This is a genomic window from Rhizobium sp. AB2/73, from assembly GCF_020871915.1.
Lineage (GTDB): Bacteria > Pseudomonadota > Alphaproteobacteria > Rhizobiales > Rhizobiaceae > Rhizobium > Rhizobium dioscoreae.
The window spans coordinates 1,170,101-1,193,176 of sequence record NZ_CP067072.1; the positions used below are offsets into that span (position 1 = coordinate 1,170,101).

General features: G+C 59.6%; 24 protein-coding genes. 16 read left to right on the top strand and 8 right to left on the bottom strand.

Features of this window, described 5'->3' with window-relative positions; translation table 11 throughout:
* Nucleotides 1-40 precede the first annotated feature (40 nt).
* The gene (phnF, locus tag I8E17_RS25100) at nucleotides 41-799 is read right to left on the bottom strand and encodes a phosphonate metabolism transcriptional regulator PhnF (RefSeq protein WP_069610056.1); all 759 of its coding nucleotides are present in this window, start codon (nucleotides 797-799) and stop codon (nucleotides 41-43) included.
* Nucleotides 800-1,021: 222 nt separating this feature from the next.
* Between phnF and I8E17_RS25105 the strand changes: the two genes are divergently transcribed.
* The 11 genes from I8E17_RS25105 to I8E17_RS25155 all read left to right on the top strand — a co-directional run bounded on the left by I8E17_RS25105 (nucleotide 1,022) and on the right by I8E17_RS25155 (nucleotide 10,680).
* On the top strand, nucleotides 1,022-2,269 hold the full coding sequence (locus I8E17_RS25105; protein ID WP_069610057.1) for an extracellular solute-binding protein: 1,248 nt from the start codon (nucleotides 1,022-1,024) through the stop codon (nucleotides 2,267-2,269).
* Nucleotides 2,270-2,278: 9 nt separating this feature from the next.
* Nucleotides 2,279-3,163, top strand: a complete 885-nt coding sequence (locus I8E17_RS25110) for a sugar ABC transporter permease (RefSeq protein WP_083258013.1) — start codon at nucleotides 2,279-2,281, stop codon at nucleotides 3,161-3,163.
* Nucleotides 3,160-3,999 (top strand): carbohydrate ABC transporter permease, encoded by an 840-nt coding sequence (locus tag I8E17_RS25115; RefSeq protein ID WP_229002157.1) that lies wholly within the window; start codon nucleotides 3,160-3,162, stop codon nucleotides 3,997-3,999. Before I8E17_RS25110 ends, I8E17_RS25115 begins: the two co-directional genes overlap by 4 nt.
* Nucleotides 4,000-4,007: 8 nt before the next feature.
* Nucleotides 4,008-4,808 carry a PfkB family carbohydrate kinase gene (locus I8E17_RS25120; RefSeq protein ID WP_219511662.1) on the top strand — a complete coding sequence of 267 codons (801 nt, stop codon included), beginning with the start codon at nucleotides 4,008-4,010 and terminating at the stop codon, nucleotides 4,806-4,808.
* 132 nt (nucleotides 4,809-4,940) lie between these two features.
* Nucleotides 4,941-5,402, top strand: a complete 462-nt coding sequence (locus I8E17_RS25125) for a phosphonate C-P lyase system protein PhnG (protein ID WP_229002158.1) — start codon at nucleotides 4,941-4,943, stop codon at nucleotides 5,400-5,402.
* A 2-nt stretch (nucleotides 5,403-5,404) separates the two neighbouring features.
* Nucleotides 5,405-5,950: a phosphonate C-P lyase system protein PhnH gene (gene phnH / locus I8E17_RS25130; RefSeq protein ID WP_069610060.1), complete on the top strand. Its 546-nt coding sequence runs from the start codon at nucleotides 5,405-5,407 to the stop codon at nucleotides 5,948-5,950.
* Nucleotides 5,950-7,044 (top strand): carbon-phosphorus lyase complex subunit PhnI, encoded by a 1,095-nt coding sequence (locus I8E17_RS25135; protein ID WP_069610061.1) that lies wholly within the window; start codon nucleotides 5,950-5,952, stop codon nucleotides 7,042-7,044. The genes phnH and I8E17_RS25135 overlap by 1 nt, the downstream gene beginning before the upstream one ends.
* A complete protein-coding gene (locus tag I8E17_RS25140) occupies nucleotides 7,041-7,952 on the top strand; it encodes an alpha-D-ribose 1-methylphosphonate 5-phosphate C-P-lyase PhnJ (protein ID WP_069610062.1) in 912 nt (303 codons plus the stop codon). The genes I8E17_RS25135 and I8E17_RS25140 overlap by 4 nt, the downstream gene beginning before the upstream one ends.
* Nucleotides 7,952-8,779 carry an ATP-binding cassette domain-containing protein gene (locus I8E17_RS25145; protein ID WP_069610063.1) on the top strand — a complete coding sequence of 276 codons (828 nt, stop codon included), beginning with the start codon at nucleotides 7,952-7,954 and terminating at the stop codon, nucleotides 8,777-8,779. The genes I8E17_RS25140 and I8E17_RS25145 overlap by 1 nt, the downstream gene beginning before the upstream one ends.
* Nucleotides 8,780-8,792: 13 nt before the next feature.
* On the top strand, nucleotides 8,793-9,539 hold the full coding sequence (locus I8E17_RS25150) for an ATP-binding cassette domain-containing protein (RefSeq protein WP_069610439.1): 747 nt from the start codon (nucleotides 8,793-8,795) through the stop codon (nucleotides 9,537-9,539).
* On the top strand, nucleotides 9,526-10,680 hold the full coding sequence (locus I8E17_RS25155; RefSeq protein WP_069610064.1) for an alpha-D-ribose 1-methylphosphonate 5-triphosphate diphosphatase: 1,155 nt from the start codon (nucleotides 9,526-9,528) through the stop codon (nucleotides 10,678-10,680). Before I8E17_RS25150 ends, I8E17_RS25155 begins: the two co-directional genes overlap by 14 nt.
* An 84-nt stretch (nucleotides 10,681-10,764) precedes the next feature.
* Here the strand turns inward: I8E17_RS25155 and I8E17_RS25160 are convergent, their stop codons facing one another.
* Together I8E17_RS25160 and I8E17_RS25165 are read right to left on the bottom strand one after the other, a co-directional pair.
* On the bottom strand, nucleotides 10,765-11,574 hold the full coding sequence (locus I8E17_RS25160; RefSeq protein ID WP_069610065.1) for an SDR family oxidoreductase: 810 nt from the start codon (nucleotides 11,572-11,574) through the stop codon (nucleotides 10,765-10,767).
* Between the two features lie 6 nt (nucleotides 11,575-11,580).
* Nucleotides 11,581-12,774 carry a phytanoyl-CoA dioxygenase family protein gene (locus tag I8E17_RS25165; RefSeq protein ID WP_069610066.1) on the bottom strand — a complete coding sequence of 398 codons (1,194 nt, stop codon included), beginning with the start codon at nucleotides 12,772-12,774 and terminating at the stop codon, nucleotides 11,581-11,583.
* Nucleotides 12,775-12,881: 107 nt separating this feature from the next.
* On the opposite strand from I8E17_RS25165, the gene I8E17_RS25170 reads away from it, so the two are divergent.
* Nucleotides 12,882-13,901, top strand: a complete 1,020-nt coding sequence (locus I8E17_RS25170) for a LacI family DNA-binding transcriptional regulator (protein WP_069610067.1) — start codon at nucleotides 12,882-12,884, stop codon at nucleotides 13,899-13,901.
* 46 nt (nucleotides 13,902-13,947) lie between these two features.
* Here the strand turns inward: I8E17_RS25170 and greA are convergent, their stop codons facing one another.
* On the bottom strand, nucleotides 13,948-14,430 hold the full coding sequence (gene greA / locus I8E17_RS25175; protein WP_069610068.1) for a transcription elongation factor GreA: 483 nt from the start codon (nucleotides 14,428-14,430) through the stop codon (nucleotides 13,948-13,950).
* Nucleotides 14,431-14,748: 318 nt separating this feature from the next.
* Between greA and I8E17_RS25180 the strand changes: the two genes are divergently transcribed.
* Entirely contained in the window at nucleotides 14,749-15,375 is a 627-nt protein-coding gene (locus I8E17_RS25180; RefSeq protein ID WP_069610069.1) for a LysE family translocator, read from the top strand.
* A 26-nt stretch (nucleotides 15,376-15,401) separates the two neighbouring features.
* Here I8E17_RS25180 and I8E17_RS25185 read toward each other — a convergent pair whose 3' ends face one another.
* A complete protein-coding gene (locus I8E17_RS25185) occupies nucleotides 15,402-16,085 on the bottom strand; it encodes a GNAT family N-acetyltransferase (RefSeq protein WP_069610440.1) in 684 nt (227 codons plus the stop codon).
* On the bottom strand, nucleotides 16,085-16,576 hold the full coding sequence (locus I8E17_RS25190; protein ID WP_069610441.1) for a MarR family transcriptional regulator: 492 nt from the start codon (nucleotides 16,574-16,576) through the stop codon (nucleotides 16,085-16,087). Before I8E17_RS25190 ends, I8E17_RS25185 begins: the two co-directional genes overlap by 1 nt.
* Nucleotides 16,577-17,211: 635 nt before the next feature.
* Here I8E17_RS25190 and I8E17_RS25195 point away from each other — a divergent pair.
* The 3 genes from I8E17_RS25195 to I8E17_RS25205 all read left to right on the top strand — a co-directional run bounded on the left by I8E17_RS25195 (nucleotide 17,212) and on the right by I8E17_RS25205 (nucleotide 20,275).
* Nucleotides 17,212-18,021, top strand: a complete 810-nt coding sequence (locus tag I8E17_RS25195) for a WecB/TagA/CpsF family glycosyltransferase (RefSeq protein ID WP_112721811.1) — start codon at nucleotides 17,212-17,214, stop codon at nucleotides 18,019-18,021.
* Nucleotides 18,018-19,277, top strand: a complete 1,260-nt coding sequence (locus I8E17_RS25200; RefSeq protein WP_069610070.1) for an NAD(P)/FAD-dependent oxidoreductase — start codon at nucleotides 18,018-18,020, stop codon at nucleotides 19,275-19,277. Before I8E17_RS25195 ends, I8E17_RS25200 begins: the two co-directional genes overlap by 4 nt.
* A gap of 251 nt (nucleotides 19,278-19,528) precedes the next feature.
* Nucleotides 19,529-20,275 (top strand): hypothetical protein, encoded by a 747-nt coding sequence (locus I8E17_RS25205; RefSeq protein WP_083258014.1) that lies wholly within the window; start codon nucleotides 19,529-19,531, stop codon nucleotides 20,273-20,275.
* Nucleotides 20,276-20,343: 68 nt separating this feature from the next.
* On the opposite strand, the gene I8E17_RS25210 is transcribed toward I8E17_RS25205, so the two are convergent.
* Nucleotides 20,344-21,897 carry a hypothetical protein gene (locus I8E17_RS25210; protein WP_069610072.1) on the bottom strand — a complete coding sequence of 518 codons (1,554 nt, stop codon included), beginning with the start codon at nucleotides 21,895-21,897 and terminating at the stop codon, nucleotides 20,344-20,346.
* Nucleotides 21,898-21,956: 59 nt separating this feature from the next.
* Nucleotides 21,957-23,063, bottom strand: coding sequence for a cellulase family glycosylhydrolase (locus tag I8E17_RS25215; RefSeq protein WP_229002159.1), 1,107 nt, complete (start codon nucleotides 23,061-23,063; stop codon nucleotides 21,957-21,959).
* Nucleotides 23,064-23,076: the final 13 nt, after the last annotated feature.

Here is a 23,076-nt window from a genome sequence, read left to right on the forward strand (position 1 = left end):
TCAGGCTTTGAAGAGATCCAATCGCGCGGAACCGGTCTATTCAGCCCGCGTCACCGCGCGCAAGCACGTCCAGAAGCTGGCTGGTGTTGTCGATGGAGAATTGCACGCGCTCGCCCGGCCAGACGGATTCCGAATAGGAAATCGGGGTGCCCTTGAGATCGACGTCCACCTTTCTCGACACAGCCACCGGCTGAGACATGGACTGGCAGAGTTGCTTTGCCTCCTCGCTTGTCGGCAGACGGACGACGATATCCGTGCGCAGGCGGATATAGTCGGGGATGCCGTATTCGGCCAGAATGACGGTGACGCTTCGCCCGCTGCGCCGCGCCTCGTCGAAACCTGGAAAACGGCGCACCGGATAGTAAGCATGCGAATAGTTGATCGGCTCCTCGTCGGCAAAGCCGCGGCGGACAATATGATAAACCGGCTCACCAAGTGGAAGCCGCAAAGCCTCTGCGATCAATTCCGAAGCGGGGACAACCTCCTCATGAATGGCCTGGCCGAGCGGTTCCCTGCCTTGATCGAGCAGGTTCTGGGAAAAGCGCGTGCGTTCGGACAGGCGATAATCGAGGCGACTATCCCTGACGAAGGTTCCGCGCCCCTGCTCGACCAACACGAGCCCCCGGCTTTCGAGACGGGAAATGGCGCGCCGTATGGTGTGCCGTCCGACGCCGAAACGTTCCATCAGGTCGGACTCCGTCGGAAGCTGCGCCTTTGGTGACAGGCGACCGGTCAGGATATCCTCCGCAATATCGCTTTCCACCTGTTGCCATTGCCCGTGCAGCAATTTCTTCTCCATGCCTGCCTTCCGAATTCAACCATGTCATTCGAATGTCATATATCGGCTACAGCATCGATTTTCAATCTGTGCCCGATATCGGAAATCCAACAAACAGCAGCCAAAGTCAATTTTACCCTCGAGCTTTAGCGCTTAGCCACGCTTCCCTTCATATGGATGTCACTCGCCGTCGGTAGGTAAATATCCGAATGTTTGATTAATCATTCGGATATTGAGGATAAGATGGTAGGACTTAATCGTCGTCAATTTATCGCGGGCACGACCGCAGTCATCAGCACATCGATCGCTTTGACCGGCAAGGCCCGGTCCGCCGACGCGGCTATCGAGATTTCGAGCACCTGGGGCTCCGACAAGCCGTTCCAGAAGGTTGTCGACGCTTTCAATGCCAAGCAGCTCGGCATAACCGTTACCAACCGTTTTGACGGCGACTATGAGGCCGTGACCGCCAAGGCGGTCGCGAGCGTCGCCGCTGGCCGTCCGCCGGCCATGATGATCACCGGCTGGAAGTTCGGCTATTTCGCCAAGCGCACGCTCGGCGCCCGCGACCTTCGCGAGATCAATTCCGCAAAGGCAGAGGCAATCCTCGCCAATTTCCGCCCGTCGGTCCTGCCGCTGGTCACCATCGACGGCGCCGTCATCGGTCTTCCTTGGGCGATGTCGACGCCGATCACCTATATCAACAGCGACATGTGGAAGGCTGCCGGCCTCGATCCCAATCTGCCGGAAACGCCTGATACCAAGTGGCTCTACGAAAGCGCCCGCAAGCTCGATGCGGCCCTGAAAGGCAAGCATCCGACCTATCGCTCGCCGATCTCCCTCTCCAACAACGAATGGACGAGCCAGTCCTTCATCCAGAATGCCGGCGGCTTCATCATCGATCCCGATGGCAAGTTGGCCCTGAACAGCCCGGAAACCATCGCCGGCATGACCGAATATTGCGCCCCGGCCCACGAAGGCCTTTGGCTTCCCGTCAGCGACAAGGAGCAGACGGCTGCGTTCCAGTCCGGCGCACTTGCGATTTGCACGACCAGCTCGACCGCCGCCGTCACCTTCCCCTTCGGTGCGGCAAAGGCTGTCACGACCAAATTCCCGGGGCTTCCGGGACATCAGCGCAAGATGAACAGCGGCGGCAATTTCCTTGCCGTTTACACGCGCAACAAGGAACAGGCGGAGGCCGCTCTAACCTTCCTCGAATTCTGCGCATCGAAGGAAGGCCAGACGCTTTGGTCTCAGACCGGCTACCTCAACACGTCGACGCACGACATTCCGCTCATCAACGAGTTCATGAAGCCGGCGGCGGCTCAGCTCGGCGATGGCCTGACCACAGAGACGATCTGGCCCGGCAAGCGCGGCCTCGAAGGTCAGGCCGTGTGGCGCAAGTGGGTCTCGCGCATGCTGCTCAAGGAAACGACGGTTGCCGACGGTATCAAGGGCGCTCATGACGAGCTTGCTGGGCTGATTTCGGCATAGGTTCGCATCATGCCATTTCGTCTTCGATCGCTGGCCCCCTACCTCTTCGTGGGGCCAGCCGTTTTTTCCGTGGCGATATTCCTCTATGGCCCGCTGATAGCGTCGATGTTGTTATCTGTGGTCGACTGGAATCTGCTGTCGGCAGACGTCCGCTTTGTTGGCGTCGATAACTACGCGTCCATTTTCGACAATCCAGATTTCCGCATGGCGGCGTGGAATACGCTGTTTTACTGCGTCGTCCTCATCCCGGCCGAGATCGTCATCCCACTGATCTTTGCGGTCATGCTGCATTCGGTGCGCAAGAATCCGCTGCAAGGGCTTTATCGCGGCAGCCTATTCCTGCCGACGATCGTCGCCTATTCAGTGGCAGGCGTTGCCTGGTCCTGGCTTTTCAATCCGGTCAACGGTCTCTTCAACGAGGTGCTCGGCCATTTCGGCTTTCCGCCGTCGCGCTGGCATACGGATCCGAACCTTGCGCTCCTCTGTGTCAGCCTCGTCACCTTCTGGAAGACCTTCGGCCTCAACATGCTTTTGTGGCTGGCAGCGCTCGCGAACCTGCCGCATCAGCTGCGTGAGGCGTCTGAGCTCGACGGTGCAGGTTCGACGCGGCATTTCTTCGACATAAGCCTGCCGCTGATGACGCCGACGGCCTTTTTCATCAGCGTCACGACCTTCTTCCATGTGCTTGACGACATTGTCGGCGTCATCGATGTGCTGACCCATGGCGGACCGGCGGGCAGAAGCTCGAGCCTTCTCTATTTCCTGTGGCAGCAGGGTCTGTTGTTCTTCCAGTTCGGGCCGGCAAGCGCCGTTGCCGTCATCATCATCATTCTCGTGCTCGCCATCACCTGGCTGCAGTTCCGCGTCAGCGAGAAGCGGGTGCACTACAGATGAGCGATATCGGTCACAAGCTTCACAGATTGCTGCTCCATGTCGTGCTCATGGCAATCTGCATCGTCACCGTGTTTCCGCTCGTCTGGATGGTGACGGCGGCCTTCACGCCAAACGACATGATCATGGCGAGAGCCATGCGTTTCTGGCCGGAAAATCCGACGCTTTCGAATTTCGCCATCGCCGCAAGCCGTCATCCGATCTGGATGTGGCTTTGGAATTCCATGCTGACCGCCACCCTGATCACCGCCGGAAAACTCGCTCTCTCCGTGCCTGCCGGCTTTGCCTTCGGGCGACTCGAATTCAAGGGGAGGCAGCCGCTGTTCTGGTTCGTTATCGCCACCATGTCCTTTCCAAACGTGCTGGCGATCATTCCGACCTATATCGCCGTGGTGAAGCTCCAGGCCTTCAACACCTATGGCGCGATGATCATCCCATCGATCCCCTATATCGGCTTCTATGTCTTCTACATGCGGCAGGCTTTCCGGTCGCTTCCCGCTTCGATATTCGAGGCGGCACGCATGGATGGAAGCGGATTGTGGCGGCAATTCATCGAGATCGGCATCCCAAATGTCATTCCGGCAATATCCGCCCTTTCGGTGATTTCCTTCATGGGGGCCTGGAACATCTATCTCTGGGGTCAGCTCGTACTCGATGATGCCTTCAAGAAGACGCTGACGACGGGCATTGCCGCATTCGCCGATTTGGAGGGCGCCGAGCGGGCCTGGGGACCACTGATGGCAACAAGCCTGTTGTCGATCGTTCCCGTTCTCTTGATCTTCCTGCTGGCGCAGCGTTTCATCGTCGATGCGCTGGCACCAGGCATTGATGACAGATAGGCGGATGCATGCCCCGAGTAATCGTAATCGGATCGGTAAACCACGATCGCATATGGCAGCTGGATGCACCGCTGGTTCCGGGCGGACGCATACAATTTTCGTCCCGCACGACCCGCCTCGGCGGCGGCGCCTTCTATACCGGCCTGCAATTGCTGGAATTGGGTGCGGACGTCGCCATCGTTTCGAGGCTGATGCAGGACGAACAAGGGCAAACCGCATTGCGATCCCTTTCCTCGGCCGGCTTCCATACCGACTACATCATGATGGCGCCCGGAAAGACGGCACCGCTGGAAATTTTCCTTGAGCCGAGTGGAGAGCGGACGATCCTCGCACCGACCGGGCGATCTCAGCCGCTAACGGCCGCCGGCAAACTGTCGGGTGCTGGCGTCTATATCAACGCGCTCGCGCTCGACGAAAGCCTCGTCGAACAGATCGGCGCGCAGCCGCTCGTCCTCTCGCAATTTCCGCTGCGGCCGGCAACGCCGCGACCGGCAGACTATGTCATCTCCTCGCGCGACGATGTTCCGGATGATCTCAATCTCGCCTGGCAGAGGGCCGGCCAAATCGCCGGTTCACGCCTGAAGATGCTCGTGCTCACCGACGGCACGCGCCCGATTACGCTGTTTGATGGCTTGCAGGCGGTAGAAGTCGAACCGGCCGCAAAGGTCGACACAACCGACACCATTGGTGCCGGCGACCGGTTCGCCGGCTCTTTCCTGTTCGCCTTGCTGCAGGGGCAGGCACCGGCGGCCGCCGCACGGGAAGCAAGCCGCATAACGGCGGAATGGCTGCGCCGGCGCAGCGCCTAGGGAATTCGCTGCACTTCGAGAATCTCTTCGAGCAAGGCAAAACGCCATAGACAATTCATTCGAATGACTATAGTAATCATTCGAATATTTGGAGCCCCACTCCCCGAACAAATCCTGATGCCCGAGGAAAAGATGATGACTGAGGAGAAGACTGGTAACGCGGTCAACGTATCCTATACGCATGCGCAGGCACTGGACATTCTCGCCGCAGGCCGCCCGGCGCACATCAAGGCTGCAGCTGAAAAGGTGCTCGACACACTTGGCGAGGTCGATGTCGTGGTGAACCGTACCGGCCTTGCCATGCTGCCGCTGATCGATACCGTTCGCAGTACCGCCTTCCATCTCGGCGAAGTTCTGGTGTCCGAAGCGCATATCCGCGTGCCGGACCGTGCCGTGGAAGGCTATGGCGCACTGGTCGGCAGGGATCTCGAACACGCCATGGGAATGGCTGTGATCGACGCAGCGATCGCTGCCAATCATCAGGCAGCTCTCATCCTTGAGCTCCTGAATGCCGAACGGCGCCATCAGGAAGAGGAAGACCGAAAGCTCCTGCAAAAAGTCGAAGCGACCCGCGTTCAGATGGAGACATTCTGACCATGGCCAACAATCTCCTGCCCACCCTCGACGATACCCGCACCAACGCCACCTTCGAAGAACTCATGTGGGCGCTGAGCCGGCCCGGGCAGCCGCGTGAACTACCCGCCGAAGGCTTCTGGCCGCTTGCCGAAAGCCTGCTCGATCGCGAATGCAGCTTCCATGTGACAAGCGATCCGGCGCTGAACCCAAAGATGGCCGCAACCGGTGCGAGACGAATGCCGCTTGCCGATGCGGATTATGTCTTCGCTGCTATCGGCTCCTCCGAAGCTGTCGAAGCCTTGTCGACATTGCGCATCGGCAGCCTGCTGTATCCCGATGATGCCGCAACGCTGTTTGCGCTCGCGCGATTTGGTTCCGGACAGCGACTGCGTCTCACCGGCCCCGGCATCAAGGACAGCGTGACGATCGAGATCGACGGTATCGATCCCGCCTTCTGGCACATGCGTGCCAAAGCAATCCGTTACCCGCTCGGCTGGGATCTCTATCTCGTCGGCGGCAAGCGCCTGCTCGGCATTCCCCGTTCCACGACAATCGAGGTGCTCTGATGGCCTATGTTGCAACCCGCGGCGGCGAATACGCCATCGAGCAGGCGGAACGGCTTTTCCGCGCCGATCTCGGCCCGATCACCCGCGAGCGCGTCGAGGCGGTTCGAAACGGCCTTCCCTATCTCATCGACCGGCTGATGGGCGAAGCCTCGCTTTATGAGCCAGACCTTGCGGCGCTGGCGCTCGCCCAGGCCGGCGGCGATCTCTACGAAGCGATCCTGCTGCTGCGCGCCTACCGCACGACGCAGCCACGCATCGCCGTCGCCGAACCCGTCAATCAGCCGGATCTTCTGACGGTCCGACGCATCTCGGCCGCCTTCAAGGATATTCCCGGCGGCCAGATATTGGGGCCGACGCTGGACTACTCCCACCGCCTGCTTCAGGTCGATGTGCTGCAGGGCAATGCTTATGTCCCGGAACCGGTCATCCCGGCTGCCAAGCCGGCGCCGGCGATGCAACCCTCACTGACCAGCTGGCAGAAGGCGCAAGGGCTTATTCCGGACCATCCGGTCGAAACCGTCGCGCCTGAGGAAATCCCCGATCTGACGCGCGAGCCGCTGCTGTTCCCGGCAGCGCGCGCCCACAAGCTCCAGAGCTTGGCCCGCGCCGACACCGGCGGCACGCTGGCGCTCGGCTATGCCACCATGCGCGGCTATAGCGCTGTGCATCCGACCGTCAATGAGCTGCGCCTGGCCTATGCGCCAGTTCGCCTGCGCCATCCCTCGGGTACCATCTTCAGCGCCGGCCGCGTTCGTGTGAGCCAGACCGAAGTCATTTCCAAGGCGAAGGAATTGCAACTGGGCTTTTCGGCAACCTTCGGCTGGAACGAGGTGAAGGTGATTGCGGCGGCAACGCTCGACCTTGCCTCCAACCAGCCCGACCCGCACCCGGCTGCCAATGAGGAATTCGTGCTCTATCACACCGAGCCGGTCGAAAGCTCCGGCTTCTGCATTCACTTCAAGCTTCCGCATTATGTCACGTTCCAATCGACCCTCGACGCCCTGCGCCGCGTCAAGACGGACAAAAACGCTGCCGCCACGAAGCCAACCGTGACAGAAAAGCGAGCCCCGCAACAAGAGGAGCCTGCGCTATGAAACTTCAGGACTTGACCAAGCCCTGGATGGCCTTCAACTACGGTTTCCTCGATGAATCCGCCAAGCGCGAAATGCGCCGCCGCATCCTGAAGGCGATTGCCGTTCCCGGCTACCAGGTGCCCTATGCGAGCCGCGAAGTGCCGATCGCCCGCGGCTGGGGAACGGGCGGTCTGCAGGTGACGCTGACGCTGCTCAAGCCCACATCCGTCGTCAAAGTTATCGACCAGGGATCAGACGATTCAGTGAATGCGAGCAGCATCCGCAAGTTCGTGGCGCGGGTCGGTGGTGCCGTCGAGACGGAAGACACGATGGCCGCAACCATCATCCAGTCCCGCCACCGCATTCCGGAGGAAAAGCTGCGCGAGGATCAGGTCCTGGTGCTGCAGGTTCCGAACCCCGAACCACTGCGCCCCGTTCAGCCGGATATGTCCGTCGCCCGCGAAATGCATGGCGATGCCGATTATGGGCAGCTGTGGCTGGTGCTCTACGAACAGCTCGTCAAATCGGGACGGATCATGCAAGGGTCCAGCTATCCGAGCATGGTCAACGGTCGGCATGTGATGACGCCATCGCCGATCCCGCGCTGGGACGTGCCCAAGCTCAATCAGGCCGACCACCTGACAATCCTGTCCGCCGGCCGGGAGAAGCGCATCTTCGCCGTGCCGCCCTATACCCGCGTCGAACCGCTTGTTTTCGATGATGTACCGTACCGCGTCGAAGATCACCAGGACAAGACTTGCTACCGCAGCAATGTCACCGGCTTCTTCATGAACGAGCTTCCGCAGGAAGACGGTTCTTCGCAATACGAACTGTCCGACAGCCATTTCGGCGTGAAGCACATCCGCAAGTCGGAAGCCGAAGCGGTCGAGATCGGCGAGACCTGGTACAAGAATGGAAGGATGGACTGATGGCCGCGCTTGACCCCACTCAAACGGCAGAGCTGACCCGCCAGCCGCCGCGGCTGATGCTGGCCGAGCCTATCCTGACCATGCGCGGCATTGCGCGCGACTATGGCGACGTCACCGCGCTCGGCGGCGTCGATGTGACGGTCTATCCGGGCGAAGTGCTCGGCATTGTCGGCGAATCCGGCTCCGGCAAGTCGACGCTTCTGAGGATGATGAACCTCGAGGATACGCCCGACACAGGCACCTATAATCTTGCTCTTCCCGGGCACGAGAACCGCGACCTCTTCACGCTCGACCGCTTCGAGCGGCGAATGCTGCGGGCGCATCACATCGGCATCGTCTATCAGAACCCGCATCTCGGCCTGCTGATGAACCACACGAGCAGCGGCAACGTCGCCGAACGCCTGCTGATTTCAGGCAACCGCAATTTTGCCGAGCTGCGCGAACGGGCGCGCCAATCGCTCGAGGCGTCGGAATTTCCGATCGGACGCATGGATGCCCGGCCGAACGAGCTTTCCGGCGGCATGCAGCAGCGCGTACAGCTCGCCAAGGCAATCGCGCTTGAGCCGGCCGTCCTGCTGCTCGACGAGCCGACGACCGGCCTCGACGTCAGCGTCCAGGCGCTGGTCCTCGATACGCTGAAGCGGTTGCAGCGCGAGCGTTCGATCACCATGGTTCTGGTCTCGCACGATCTCGGCGTCATACGCACGATGGCAGACCGGGTTATGGTCATGCGACGCGGTAAGGTTGTAGAACAGGGTTTGGCCGACCAGATCTTCCAGGATCCGCAGCACGCCTATACGCAGCAGCTCGTTCACGCCAAGCTTTGAGAAAGCGCGAGAGATGAATATTCAGATTTCCGCCCGGCAAGCCACAGCCCCGGTGCTGCACGTCCAGGGTCTTTCGAAGCAGTTCGAAATGCACCATCTCAAGCGCACGCTGTTTGCCTTCGAGAATATCGATTTCGACCTCCACGCAGGCGAATTCATTCTGCTGAAAGGCGAGAACGGCGCCGGCAAATCGACGCTGCTGCGCACGCTCTATCGCTCCTACCTGCCGCGGGCCGGTCACGTCTATTATCACACGCAGGAAGGGATTATCGATCTCGCGACGGCCGCCGATGTCGACATTGCCGTGCTGCGCCGCCGGGAAATCGGCTTCGTCACGCAGTTCCTCAATGCTCGCCCGCGCGTTGCCGCCGAAGAGATCGTGGCCGAGCCGCTGAGGCTTGCCGGCACGTCGCATTCCGAAGCCTTGGCCGAGGCGCGGCGTTGGCTCGATGCTTTCGGCGTCAAGAAGCAGCTCTGGTCGGCTTATCCTTCGACCTTCTCCGGTGGCGAGCAGCAGAAGGTCAATCTGGCTCGCGCGCTCATCCTGCCGCAGCGTCTGCTGCTGCTCGACGAGCCGACCGCATCGCTCGATCATGCCGCCCGCAAGGCGCTGGTCGAAAGATTGGCGCAGCTCAAAACGTCCGGCGTTGCAATGATCGGTGTCTTTCATCATCCCGAGGATGTAAGGGCATTGATCGACCGGGAACTTCATCTGGAAGCCATCAAGATCGAGGACGAGCAAGACGATGTGGCTGAGTAATTTCGAAATTATACTGCAGGATCGCGTGATAGAGCGCGGCGCCATCAGGATCGAAGATGGGCTGATCGCCGATATCAGCGAACGGCCGGTTGAGGGGGCGGAAATAGACGGCCACGGCCGGTTCCTGCTACCCGGTTTTGTCGACATGCATGGCGATATGATCGAAAAATGCGTGGAGCCGCGCGTCAATGTCCGTATGCCGCTCGAACTCGGCGTTTACGACCTCGACAAGATGCTCGCCGCCAACGGCGTGACGACAGCCTATGCGGCGGTCGCCTTCACGCCGGCAACTTACGGCCATGTCCGTTCCATCGAGCATACCCATGCCATGATCGAAAAGCTTGCATCGATGCGCGAAGAGCTTTTGATCGACCACCGCGTCCATGGCCGCTTCGAGGTGACGTTCCTGCCCGCATTGAAAGAGGCAAAGACCCTGATCGACGCCGGTGCGCTGCACCTGATTTCGCTGATGGATCACACGCCGGGCCAGGGACAATATCGCGACATCGAGCTGCATATCGCCAACACGGCAAAGGCCAAGAAGATCAGCGAAGCACAGGCGGCAGAACTCGTGAAACAGCGCATGGCGGCCCGCTCCGAGCATGGCGACAGCATGGACATCATCAACGGCTTGGCGGAACTGGCGCGCGAACATGGCATCGTCCTTGCCTCTCACGATGACGACACCATCGAGAAGGCAGCGCTGCTACACAGCCTCGGCGCGGCAATCAGCGAGTTTCCGATCAATATTGCGACGGCCACCGAAGCAAGGCGGTTGGGATTGGCGACGGCCATGGGCGCGCCGAATGCGCTGCGCGGCCTTTCCTATTCCGGCAATCTTTCCGCGCGGGAAGCCTATGAAGCCGGCGTGCTGGATATCCTTGCGAGCGACTATCATCCGTCGGCCATTCTGCCGGCCGTGATCGCGCTCGCGGAAATAGGCAAGGGCGGCCTTCCCGCCTCCACTGCGCTGGCAAGCGCCAACCCCGCAAGGGCGCTGGGCCTGAATGATCGCGGCCGCATCGCCGAAGGATTGCGCGCCGATCTGGTCATCGCAGAACGCGGCCGGGTACCGCGGGTGCGCGGCACGATCCGCGGCGGCAAGATGGTCTGGTCGGACGGAACCATCAAGAGCTTTTGAGCCACTAAGGATGCCTGTTGGCATTTCGCGCCAGCACGCAACCTGCCTATTGGCGGAAGGGTATTTCCCTCCAATCTGCGTGGCTTACATCGCTTTCTCGGGATGCGGCGAGCCTTCATAGGCGCCCCAGATCGATTGATCGAAATTGATCGTGGCGCCGGTCATCAGACCGGATTCCTCCGATGACAGGAAGGCGACGGCGCGTGCGACCTCGGCCGGATCGACCAGCCGGCCGAACGGTTGTTCGGCGGCGGCCTTTGCCAGCCAGTCTTCGCCGGCACCGTGATATTCGCGCTGGATGCGATCCTCGCCATCGCTCGACATCCAGCCGATATTGAGCGCATTGACTCTGATGCGGTTCCTGAGCAGCGAGAAGGCCGTGTTGCGGGTCAGTGTATCGAGCGCACCCTTGGAAGAACAATAGGCGCTGATGAAGGGCTGCCCGGCCATCGCCGACATCGAGGAGATGTTGACGATCGTGCCTTCGATGCCGTTGGCGATCATGTTCTTGATCGCATCCTGCATCAGGAAGAACGGGGCACGCACATTGACGGCGAACATCCGATCGAACAGATCCGGATCGGTGTCGAGAATGGTGCCGCGGTCCGTGATGGCGGCGACATTGACGAGCGCATCGATGCGGCCGAATTTTTCGACGGCGGTCGCGATGACCTTGCGGCAATCCTCGACTTGACCCAGATCGGCGGCAACGAAAGCGACCGGTATTTTATAGCGGTCACTTATCTCACGCGCCTTGGCCTCTCCCTTGGCGGAGCTGCGGCCACAGATCGTCAGGCCGGCGGCGCCGCGTTCGGCAAACAACCGGGCAACTTCCGCGCCCAAGCCTTGCGTGCCGCCGGTCACGACAGCGAATTTTCCATCCAGTCGGCTCATACGATCTCAAGCCTCCCTGCGTGCGGCATGGGCGGCGATGAGTTCGGCAAATCGCTTCGCATCCGTCCCGGCATCGATCGCCTCCGCCATGATTGCCGCTTGCGTTTTCGGCGCCAAACCGCCAACGGGCGGATCGCTGTCGAGATTGGTCGGGAAGGCATAGCCCTCTGCCGTCGATGCGATCACGTTCGCAGCTTCTGCGCGGCTCAGCGCACCGGCATCGAGAGCGGCGACCAGCGCCGGATAGACTGCGACAGACATGCGGCTGCGGTTGACGCTCTCCATTGCCCGACCGAAGGCCGAGGAGACCTGCAGGAGATTGGCCATGCGATAGATGTCTTTCGAGACATTGTTACCGGCCCCATGCATGACGGCCGGATTGAAGAAGACGGCATCGCCCTTCTTCAGCGGCAATTGCACGTGATGTTCGGCGAAATAGGCCTGAAACTCCGGCCGGCCGAAGGCGATATAGCCTTCGAAGAAGGTCTGCGAATAGGGCAGGAACAGTGTCGGCCCGCTTTCGAGCGGCATATCGCAATGCGCGACCGCGCCCTGCAGCGTCAACAGCGGCGAAACGGCATGGATGTGGCCGGGATAGGCCTGCATCTGCTGCGGCGACATGAAGCCGAGGTGATAGTCGCGGTGCGGCTTCTGCGCAGTGCCGCCCGGATTGACCCGGTTCATCTGTGCGGTCATCTGATAGCCAACGCCGAGCCAGGCCTCCGATACCATGGCGACCGCCGTCGAGGCGTAATAGCGAGCAAAATTCTCCGGGTCCGCCAGGCAATGCTTTTCCAGTGCGTTCCAGATGCGGTCGTTGGCGCCGGGTTTGGCAAAGTGATCGCCGGCGCCCTTGCCCTTCTCTTTCTCCTCGCGGACGATGGCTTCGAATACGGCGGTTGCGCGATCGACCACCGCCGCATCCGGCATGGCGCTCTTGATGACGATGACGCCTGGGCCTGAGGTAAAGGCTTCCACCCACTCGGCCATCAGGGCGCGACGTTCGTCTTCATCCTCGGCGGCGCTGCGAACCTTGTCGCCATCATAGATGAGGATGTTTTTCTCGATCCCCGCCGCCAATGGCCAGTCGGCCGGATCGGCGGTCTTTTCCACCAGACCTTTGAAAGTATCGAAATTGCCGCAATCGGCCGAAAGCCAGACCTTCCGGCTGCGCCGACTGGCGAGCGTCTGAGCGTCCATGGTGTTCTCCTCCCAAAATGACGTTGGACCATGAGGTTGATCGTAGTCCCGCACCGGCCTATGAGAAAGGCGGGAAACACCTCAAAAACACCTCAGAAAGAGTGACCATGAAATCGCGCTTTCCCTTGAAAGACATCGCGCTGCAGGCCGGGCTCAGCCTCGCGACCGTCGATCGTGTCATGCATGAACGCGACGGCGTCCGTTCTGTGACCCGCACGCGGGTCGCAGCCGCGATTGCCGAGCTGGAGCGGCAATATGTGCAATCGGGCTTGGCAGGGCGGCGGCTCGTCATCGATGTCGTCATGGATACGCCGCAGCGCTTCTCGTCGGCCGTCCGCGAGGCCTTCGAGGCGGAATTGCCCGGCATGCGGCCCGCATCATTTTTCGCGCGCTTTCATGTGGCCGAGACGATGAGCGAGGCCGAGCTTTTATCCATCCTGCGCGCCATACGCCGGCGCGGCAGCCACGGTGTGGTGCTCAAGGCCGCGTCAACGCCCGCCATTGCCGATTTCGCTGCCCAACTCATGGCAGCAAGGATCCCGGTTGTTACGCTGGTGACCGACCTGCCTGAAAATTCCCGTACCGGCTACGTCGGCATGGACAATCGTATGGCAGGGGCGACCGCCGCCTATCTGCTCGGCCGCATGGCCGGCGAACGGGCGGGCAAAGTGTTGGTGACGCTCTCGAGCAGCCTTTTTGCCGGCGAGGACGAGCGTGAGCGCGGATTTCGCGATACTCTTGCGGAGCGTTTCCCCCATCTTTCGGTCGTCAGAATTTCCGAAGGGTTCGGCGTCGACCGCACGACGGAACTGCTCGTCCGCGATGCGCTGGAACGCGAGCCGGACATCCGCGCGGTCTACTCCGCTGGCGGTGGCAATCGTGCCATCTTGAAAGCCTTTACCGAGGCCCGGCGCGAATGCATGGTCTTTGCCGCCCACGATCTCGATCAAGACAATATCGGGCTGCTCGCCGCCGGCGAGATCACTTTCGTCATTCACCACGATCTGCGCCATGACGCTCGTAGCGCCTGTCAGCTCATGCTCGCCTATCACCGGATGCTGCCGGCAGATTTTCAGGTGGCACCATCGAGGGTCGCGATCGCAACGCCGTTCGAACCGGCGCATTGATCGAAAACCGCAGGCGCGCGCAGAAAGAGGGCGCGCGGAAAAACCGCTATTCGATCGCCGTGATCTCCAGCTCCTCCTTGCCAAGGGTTAGGACATCGCCAACCGTCTTTCCCATCAGCAATCTTGCGACGGGCGAGACGTAGGAAATCGATCCCGCCTTGGGATCGGCCTCGTCCTCTCCGACGATGCGATATTTTTGCACGCGGCCATCGTCACGGCTGTAGGTGACCGTGCTTCCGAAAACGACGACCTCGGACGAGGCCGGCGCCGGCATGACTTCGGCGGTTCGAACCCTTTCCGCGAAATAGCGCGCATCGCGCAATGGAATGGCCGTCTGCCGCCGGCGTTCGTTGATATCCTCGATAGCGCTTGCTGCTTCATAGGCTTTGCGCGCGTCCTGAAGCTGCAATTCCAGCGCCTTCAGGCCCGCCTCGGTGACGCGGTTGGGATGTGGAGAAATCGGCCGGTCGGGCAACACGGTTTCAGCTGCCGTTTCAGCGCTTTCTTCCTTCATGAACGCAGTGCTCAATTTCAAACTCCATTGCGAAGCGCCAAACCTTGAAATCCCGTCGGGATGTCTTTTCCATGAACAATTTCGACGACCTGTCTTTAACCACGGGAAGCAAATCGACTCCATACTATAGACCGGATGGCAATGCTGGAGGAATAGAACAGCCGATAGAAAGCCCAGATCGCCGAAGAGGCCGGATGTCCCGGCAGCGGACATCGCCAACATGTTTGTTGCAACGATCTCTAAAACGACTAGTCTTCAAGCCAGCTAACAACGGCGGATACAAAGTTCCATGTCGCGGGGACTTTGAAACGGCACTCAACTTTAGAGAGATCGATGATCAGCCTCGGTGTTTTGACGACTTATATATTGGTGGTGCTTGGTCTGATGGTCATTCCAGGGCCTGCCACGTTACTCACGCTCGCTAGGGCAGTCAGTGGCGGCAAGCGCGTGGGATTGGCAACCGGTGTTGGAATAGCCGCCGGCGATCTCTTCCATACGATGATGGCGACCTTCGGATTATCGGCATTGCTGGCCACATCCGCGCTGGCCTTCGAGATCGTCAAATATGCCGGCGTCATCTATCTGATCTATCTGGGGTTCAAGGCTTTTGTCGAGAAAAGCGGCAGCATCGATCTGCCGACTGCGCAGGCTATTACCCCCATGCGCGCATTCCGGCAGGGTTTCTTCACGGAGATACTCAACCCGAAGACTGCGCTTTTCTTCCTGGCCTTCCTGCCGCAGTTCATCCATCCGGAAAGCGGATCCGTCATTGCGCAATTCGCGCTTCTGGGCGCCATTTTCGTGACCCTCAGCATCGGCGTGACCTCGCTTCTGGCGGTCGGTGCCGGATCGATCGGTGGCTGGCTGCGGCGCAACCGCACCATCGGCCGATGGCAGGGAAAGGTCATCGGCACAATCTATATGGCATTGGGCCTGAGGCTCGCGCTGCAACAGCAGTGACCCGCCTTTACGGCGACAAGGGAAAATCAAAGCTGCTGCCGTTTGACGACGCTGAAGTTCATCTCCGAACGGATGCGAAAGCCCATCGCTTCATAAAGCGCAATAGCCGGCGCGTTCGTGACGTAGGCGTGCAGATAGGCGGTTTCACCCCGGGCCGCGATTTCGCCAGCCACGAAACGGAAGAGCAAGGTGCCGAGGCCTCGTCCCTGAAAATCAGGATGGGTGCACAGGCCGCTAAGCTCGGCAAATCCGGTCTGGCGCATGCGCTGGCCCGCCATGGCGACGAGGCGCCCGTCGATTTTCACGCCCCAGAAGGAGCCGAGGCTCTGCGCGCGCAGCGTGAAGGGGCCAGGCTTCGTGAGCGTGGCAAGCGCCAGCATATCCGCAGCATCGGCCTCCGTCAGCGGCATGACCCGGCTATCCGAAACGCGCTCGGAAGGACGCTCCGCCATCATCTGCACGAGCCTGGCACTGGAAAGGGTCACCAACCCTTCAGGAGCGATGATGGGCTCCGCCTCGACGATCGCCATGACCTCTTCTCCCAAAGGCAGCCTTGCCAGGGCTTCGAGACTTTCGGGCGAATTGTCCGCGGACGCAGCAAAGGGCACGATGGAAGGCGGGTAGCGGCGGGCAAGCGCATTGCCCTCCGACAGTGATGCATGGGCGGTTTCAAGGGCGCTCCAAATCGGACGATCGAGAATATGGCTCATCATTGCTGGTCCTTGCCGAGGGTGCCGCGCCGCGTGAGCGGAGCTTCGGCTAACCCGTCCTCAATGGCGGCCAGCTGTTGCAATATCGGCCCGGAAAGGTCGCCGCAGAGCTCACGGACCGCCTGCTCTATGCGCGGCCAGACGAATTTTTTCGAATAGTCAACGAGCTCATGTCCCCTGGAAGTCAGCGAGATCAGACGGCGGCGCTGGTCTTCGGCCGAGGCCTGCATGTCGACATAGCCCAATTCCAGAAGCTGCGAGACGGTGCGTGTCGCGCCCGGCTGAGTGATGCCGACGGCCTGGGCAAGTTCGCCGATCGTCAGCGACCCGGCGCGATCGACGGCGGCGAGAAACGGATATTGAGCGGACTGCAAAGAGACGCCCAGCTCCTCCATGATCTGCTGCGTGTCGGCCTGCAGACGCTCGCCGATCCGGCGAAACCGGCTGCCAAGACAGAGGAACCCCATCGCCTTCACAATATCTTCAGTCAAATCGACCTCCATTTCTCCGATTACATAAATTGTTATATAAATCGTTATGTAATTGCAATCAAGCCGCTGGCAGTCGCTTAGAGGATACGGATATACGATCTCAATGATTGTACTCATCGAGCAGTCCCGGCTTTTACACATCGCTGCCATCCGAAGGCAGACTAACGCTAAGGTCGTATACTGTTTGAATCTGGAACGCGCGACATAGCCCTTCAAGGAAGAGGAATAGCTGACCCGCTCCTCCGTACATGAGCTAGCCGCTGCGATGCTTCCGCATGTCCCCACGCGAACGGGATTATTCAGCAACTAATTAACATATTGAAATAATTCTTAAATACTCGTTGTGTGACGGGAGATTTAACTTCGCATTAAGTTCAGTTTATGCGCATATTATTTATTTAGAAATTTACATATTAACTGAATACTAATAAACGCCTTAACTTTCCGAGCCATATTAGCTAACCATTACGCAAGCGGAGGTAATGGTTGTGCAAGATATTGGTACAGACTCCCAAAGATATTCAGGAAGAGCTTACTCAATCACGAATGGCGTTCAAAAACCCGGCCACAACGGGCCGGACGCTACTGGTGCGCATCTTGTTTCCGAAGAGCAGATCTTAAATCAGGAGAGCCAAATGCAGCCGGCAGACGCGCCCGAACATGGAGCCGCCATTCCTGCGCAAGACTATCCGCCCACGCTTCCAAGCGTGTTGATCGGTGGGTTGCCCATCACTGTCGTCAATCGACGCAATGCCGCTTCCTTCATGATCGACGTCGCGCGCAGACGCCGCCGCGACAGCAGGCCCTATTATTTTACGTCGGCCAATGGCGAGGTCGTCGCACGCGTTCATGCTGATGCCAATATCGCCAAACTCTTTCAGCAGGCGGATCAGATCCTGGCCGACGGCCAACCCCTCGTGATGGCCTCACGCTTACTCTGCAGGGTGCAGCTTCCCGAGCGCGTGGCGACAACGGATCTCTTTCACGATGTCGCCGAACTCGCCGAAAGGGAAGGCATAAGCTTCTATCTCCTGGGAGCGACCGAGACGGCAAACCGTGAAGCCGTCGCCGCCGTGCAAACCCGCTATCCCGGCTTGCGCATCGTGGGCCATTGCCACGGCTACCTTGCCGGAGAAGCCCTGGAACGGAAGCTTGACGAGATCAACACACTCGCCCCCGACATATTGTGGATCGGCCTTGGCGTGCCGCGCGAGCAGATCTTCGTACACGATTTTGCCGCGCGACTTGCCAATGTCGGGATCATCAAGACATCAGGCGGCCTCTTCGACCATCTGGCGGAGAGAACAAAGAGGGCGCCCATCTGGATTCAGAGAGCCGGTTTCGAATGGTTCTGGCGGATGCTGATGGAACCTCGCCGCCTGTTCTGGCGCTACCTGACGACCAACCCCTACGCCATCTATGCGATCCTGAGGTATTCGAAATGATGAATAGGCTATATTCTGAACTGCCGACGGGCGAAACGGATACAGACATAGCCATTGTCGGCGGCGGGCTTTCCGGCACGCTAGCAGCCTGCCTGCTCGGCCGGGCGGGATATCGGGTGACACTCATCGATCGTCATCGCGTCTTTCCCCAGGAATTCCGCGTTGAAAGAATAGCCGGCGAGGCGATCGAAAAACTTCGGCGACTTCAGCTATTTGCACCTCTGTCGACCGCCGCCGTACCCTTCGATGAAATCGTCAACATGCACAAGGGGCACGTGGTGGACCGGACATACGGCCAGCACTATGGATTTTTCTACAACAGGCTCGTCATGGCGATGCGGAGCGCGCTGCCTGAAACGGTGAATTTGGTCGTCGGCCAGGTCCGCGCTTTGCGGATCGGAGCAGCGTACCAACGGATATCGATCCTCGGTCAGGACGAAATCACCGCGCGATTGCTGGTGGTCGCGACGGGCATGGGCGATACCCTGCGCCGGGATCTCGGGATTCTGCACCGACGGATTAGCGATAGGCGTCCGCTGGCATTCGGCTTCAACATTCGCCCGCTGCGATCCAATAGATTTCGCCATACGGCCCTGACCTATCATGGCGACGGCGACGGAATCGACCATCTCAATCTATTTCCGGTCCCTGGGACGACACGAGCCAATCTCTTTCTGTTCCGAGACCCGCGAGATCCATGGGTCAAGTCGCTGCATGACGATCCGAAAGGGATGCTCACGGCCGCCTTCCCGTCACTTGTCGACACCTTTGGCGATTTTGAAATCAGCAGCCGGGTCGATAGCTGGCTGACCGATATAACAGCTGCCGACAATTGCCGGCAGGACGGCGTCGTGCTGATCGGAGATGCTTATCTGACCTCCTGTCCGGCAAACGGACTCGGCGTCAGCCGGCTTTTGACCGACGTAGAGCGCCTGTGCTGCACATATATCCCGCAATGGATGACAGAAACCGCCATCGATCACACCAAGATCGCCGCTTATTATGACGACCCCGAAAAGCTTGATATGGACATCAGTTCGGTGCAAATGGCCGATCACCACTTCAATCTAACGGCGAAGACCGATGTTGGGTGGCATCTGCGCCGCCAGTTCCATTTCACACGGCGGCGAATCCTATACGGCATCGAAAACATAAGCCCCGCTCTTGCGACAAAGCTTCATCAGCTGAAGGCGAAGGCGATACGCGCCAAGTCTGCACTGCGATCCGCTGCGCTGAACTCGGAACCGATGACATAGCCGCGCTTTCAAGCGGGAAATGCCGTCTCAGGAAATATTCACTCATGGAAATAGTGCATGTTTCCAACATGTGAAAAACGCAATCCTATATCGATAATATTACGGAGTTGATCATGGCAGTTTTAGGCGCATTTCCTCCTGGACTTACTTGCCGACCAATCGAAGAGAACGATTGGGATGGTATCATCGATTGTCTTCGCAGAAATTTTCCAACACGCGATCGAAGCTATTGGGAGCGCGCCGTCGCACGCATGGAAAAGCGGCCTTTCGTGCCCGATCTGCCGAAATACGGCTTCGTCCTGGATATGTCCGGACGCATCGTCGGCGTCCTGCTGGCGCTATATTTTCGACATGAGGGGCTGGAGGGTGAAGAGCTCCGCTGCAATCTATCAAGCTGGTCTGTCGATCCCGAATATCGCGCTTTCGCCGGCAAGATGGTGATTGCGGCGCTCAGACGAAAGAACGTCACCTTCATTAACGTTTCTCCGGCGCCAGGGACGATAAAGGTCAATGAAGCGCTCGGCTTTCGCCGCTATGCGGACGGGCAGCTCGCGTTTCTACCGATGCTGAGTGCTGCGAGGCGGACTTATCGTGTGCTTGAAGCCCGCTCCGATCTTCCGGAAATGTCGATGCTCTCGGAAGGCGATAGGGAGATCCTTCTCCAGCATGCAGCACTCGGATGCCTGTCATTCATTTGTGTCGCCGGTGACGAAGCTTTTCCCTTCGTGTTCAAGACACGTTGTATCTTCCACGGCATCGTTCCGAGTGCCCAGGTGATTTACAGCCGCACCCCTGAGGAGCTTAGCCGGTGCGCGGGTGCACTTGGTCGCTATCTCTTGCGAAAAGGCATATTTCTCTGCGTCGTCGATGCGAACGGGCCGGTGCCCGGTCTCACCGGGCGTTATTTCGCCGGAAGCGGGACGAAATATTTCAAAGGTCCGAAACCGCCCTCCCTTGGTGACCTGACATTCACGGAACTCGTCATCTTCGGCTTCTAATCCTGACAAAGAGCCGTCAGCGGGGTTTGGAGTTTGCGCACGCTCAGGCTGATTGAAGATTAACCGCATTACAGCGAGGGCGATGGCATGTGTTCGCCCGACTGGCTGACCGTTCTTCGCGAAATGCCGAGCGAGCGCCAGCGCGTTCCAAAGGAAACACCGACAAGCAGGAGGCAGAAGCCGAGCGCCAGCGGAGAGAAGATTGCCTCCTCCTGCAATACGGCATTGGACGCGATCGTGACGACCGCGACGAAAGCAAAGAGGAAATCCGGATCACCGGTGGCAATCAGCTGCTTGCGCGCCGATAGGGCCAGCGCGGCAAGAAAACCGAAGAAGACAAAGCTGCCCACACCCATCTGATAGAGCATGACGCCGACCGCGCTTTCGACGGGTACGGATGCAACGCCTTCATCCTGTGCCCGGTCCCAATCCAGATTGAGGCTCGTACTCGAAAGATTACCGCCGATGCCGAGGCCCTGTCCGAACGGATTGTGCAGGAATTCGCGAACGCCCGCGATCAGGCCGAGAACGTGGTAATCGCCATGGGTGGCGCCGAAGAGGATGGCGGCGGCCGTCCAGACGGCGGCAAGCGCGATGACGGCAAGTAGCGTCAGTTCCGCGCGCGATCGACGATAGATCAGCCGGGCACCGATCGCCACAAGCAGCATGAATGTCGCACCTTTCGAGCCTATGACAAGCAGTAGTGGCAGGGCAGCAATCGGCAGCAGCCAACGGCCTCTGAAGAGGAGCCAGGCAGACATGATGCTCAAGCCGTAGGCGTAGCTGATGGGGTGAAAGTTCGGGCCGCCATTGCGGAAGATCGGCGGAAATAGGTCGCTGAACAGCTTGATGTTGAAGAAGGTCGTCATCATCGTGTCTTCGATGCCGCGAAGTACGAAGCCAGTCTCTCGCAGCTTCTTTTCCCATACACCGGCCTCGATCTGAGCCTTCAGGCCACGATGAATATAGAGATCGCCGTGAAACAGGCTCAGGAAATCCATCCGGAATATCTGTTCCAGATAGCCGTATATGATGGCAATGGCGCAGAGCCAGAAGATGCCCTTGCGCAAATCAATGGGATAGAGACTGGCTGCCAGAATTGCGATGTGGAAGCATGCAAGCGGCGTGATCGTATTGCGGAAATAGATGACGGCATCCTTCGGTCCGCCGTGAACAGCCCCAAGCGCTAGATAGAAACAAACAATGCCGCACAGCATGAAGCTGAACATCAGCCAGGGCCGCAATTCCGTCAGAGGCCGCACGCGGTATTGGAAAGAGGCCATAACGAAAGCGCCGAACGCCGTCATCAGAATGACGAAATTGGCGCCGCGCAGCGCATCGAACGTGTTGTGATCCGGCACAAAGGGGGTGAACCAGGCGACCACGAGGTTCTGATAGAGAAAGGAACAGGCGATGACGATCGGCATGCAGCCGGGCTGAGCAACAGACAGGACGAGCGTCAAAGTGAATGTCGCTGCAATCCCAAAAGGCGTCCAGACGGCGAAGGCAGAGACGGAAGCGATAACCGCGAGGATGGCGATGCAGAGATGGAAGACCGCATCCGAGCGCAGCGAACTAACGCCTCCCGCCCCGAAGCCGGCGCGATGTCCCGTAATGCTCATCGCCAAACTCCATTCGTCCGCATCAGTTGTCGTTCCGCACTGCCATATTCCTCAGCATTTCAGCCTCCGCCACGGCCATCCAGAAGTGCCGCGATCATGCCGACGTCAAAACCCTCGGCGCTGCGCCGGCTCTCGATGATGCCAAAACCCTGATCGAGCTCCCAATAGGCCCAGCCGACCTGATTGGCCTCTGCCGCTTGCCGCACGGCCCGAACCCAGAATCTGCGGCTTTCGGCATCGACACAGAAGTTGAGCACGCCGAACTCATTCATCATGACGGGGCAGTCATGCGTCTCGGACCAGCGCTTCAGCCTCACGAATTCGGAAGCGATCGCCGCTTCTGTCCAGGGCGTCGCCAATTGCTCCTCGATGAGGTTTGCGGCCTGCTCATCCCCGTTGGCGCGCAGCTTGCCGATGCTCTCCTGCACGAGAGGCGTTTCGATGGTAGCCGGAAAAGGCAAATTCGAAATCCGCGCCAGTGGCGACGCATCCCATGTCTCGCATTGATGGGTGAAGGCCGTGGGCGCATAGAAATGAATGGCGGCGATCTGGTTATCGTCGGCGAGCGGCGGCGTCTCGCCTATTTCCCAGATGCCCTGAGAGGGCGATGGCCCCCAGATCAGCGTATGGCTCGGGCATTTGGATCGCACGACCTCGGCAAGCCTATCCCGCAGTTGCAGCCACGCGTCACTCCGCATGGGCGGCTCATTCAAGAGCTCCGGATAGACCTTATCATCCGGGAGGTTCGCGACAACGCTGCTCATCGCCATCCAGGCTGCGGCCGCCCTTTGCGAGCCGGCCTCGAAATCCTGACGAAGAGCCTTGTGCAGACTTTCAGAGGGATGCATGTCCACAAGAACGGAAAAACCCAGCCGATTAAGGTCGGTCACGCCAGCCTCGATGCGACGGAGCGCGGCCGCATCAGTTGCCGGCAAGAGATCGCCATTGATCGGCAAGCGGATCGTCTCGAATCCCGCTTGCCGAAGCTTTTCGAGGACCGGCTCGCTTGGCGCCACTCCATCGCTGTTATCGAACCATCCGGGCAGATTGATGCCACGCGAGGGTACGATAGGCCTGGCCGCCGCACGCGCCGCGCCGGCAGCCGGGAGAGCAGCCAGAATGGAGCCGCCTGCCAGCTTGAGAGCGCTTCGGCGTGATATCATCATCGATCGCAGGCCG

Coding starts and splice junctions, on each gene's coding strand:
- phnF (WP_069610056.1), bottom strand. CDS start 799: ATGGAGAAGAAATTGCTGCACGGGCAATGGCAACAGGTGGAAAGCGAT.
- I8E17_RS25105 (WP_069610057.1), top strand. CDS start 1,022: ATGGTAGGACTTAATCGTCGTCAATTTATCGCGGGCACGACCGCAGTC.
- I8E17_RS25110 (WP_083258013.1), top strand. CDS start 2,279: ATGCCATTTCGTCTTCGATCGCTGGCCCCCTACCTCTTCGTGGGGCCA.
- I8E17_RS25115 (WP_229002157.1), top strand. CDS start 3,160: ATGAGCGATATCGGTCACAAGCTTCACAGATTGCTGCTCCATGTCGTG.
- I8E17_RS25120 (WP_219511662.1), top strand. CDS start 4,008: ATGCCCCGAGTAATCGTAATCGGATCGGTAAACCACGATCGCATATGG.
- I8E17_RS25125 (WP_229002158.1), top strand. CDS start 4,941: ATGATGACTGAGGAGAAGACTGGTAACGCGGTCAACGTATCCTATACG.
- phnH (WP_069610060.1), top strand. CDS start 5,405: ATGGCCAACAATCTCCTGCCCACCCTCGACGATACCCGCACCAACGCC.
- I8E17_RS25135 (WP_069610061.1), top strand. CDS start 5,950: ATGGCCTATGTTGCAACCCGCGGCGGCGAATACGCCATCGAGCAGGCG.
- I8E17_RS25140 (WP_069610062.1), top strand. CDS start 7,041: ATGAAACTTCAGGACTTGACCAAGCCCTGGATGGCCTTCAACTACGGT.
- I8E17_RS25145 (WP_069610063.1), top strand. CDS start 7,952: ATGGCCGCGCTTGACCCCACTCAAACGGCAGAGCTGACCCGCCAGCCG.
- I8E17_RS25150 (WP_069610439.1), top strand. CDS start 8,793: ATGAATATTCAGATTTCCGCCCGGCAAGCCACAGCCCCGGTGCTGCAC.
- I8E17_RS25155 (WP_069610064.1), top strand. CDS start 9,526: ATGTGGCTGAGTAATTTCGAAATTATACTGCAGGATCGCGTGATAGAG.
- I8E17_RS25160 (WP_069610065.1), bottom strand. CDS start 11,574: ATGAGCCGACTGGATGGAAAATTCGCTGTCGTGACCGGCGGCACGCAA.
- I8E17_RS25165 (WP_069610066.1), bottom strand. CDS start 12,774: ATGGACGCTCAGACGCTCGCCAGTCGGCGCAGCCGGAAGGTCTGGCTT.
- I8E17_RS25170 (WP_069610067.1), top strand. CDS start 12,882: ATGAAATCGCGCTTTCCCTTGAAAGACATCGCGCTGCAGGCCGGGCTC.
- I8E17_RS25180 (WP_069610069.1), top strand. CDS start 14,749: ATGATCAGCCTCGGTGTTTTGACGACTTATATATTGGTGGTGCTTGGT.
- I8E17_RS25185 (WP_069610440.1), bottom strand. CDS start 16,085: ATGAGCCATATTCTCGATCGTCCGATTTGGAGCGCCCTTGAAACCGCC.
- I8E17_RS25195 (WP_112721811.1), top strand. CDS start 17,212: ATGCAGCCGGCAGACGCGCCCGAACATGGAGCCGCCATTCCTGCGCAA.
- I8E17_RS25200 (WP_069610070.1), top strand. CDS start 18,018: ATGATGAATAGGCTATATTCTGAACTGCCGACGGGCGAAACGGATACA.
- I8E17_RS25205 (WP_083258014.1), top strand. CDS start 19,529: ATGGAAAAGCGGCCTTTCGTGCCCGATCTGCCGAAATACGGCTTCGTC.
- I8E17_RS25210 (WP_069610072.1), bottom strand. CDS start 21,897: ATGAGCATTACGGGACATCGCGCCGGCTTCGGGGCGGGAGGCGTTAGT.
- I8E17_RS25215 (WP_229002159.1), bottom strand. CDS start 23,063: ATGATGATATCACGCCGAAGCGCTCTCAAGCTGGCAGGCGGCTCCATT.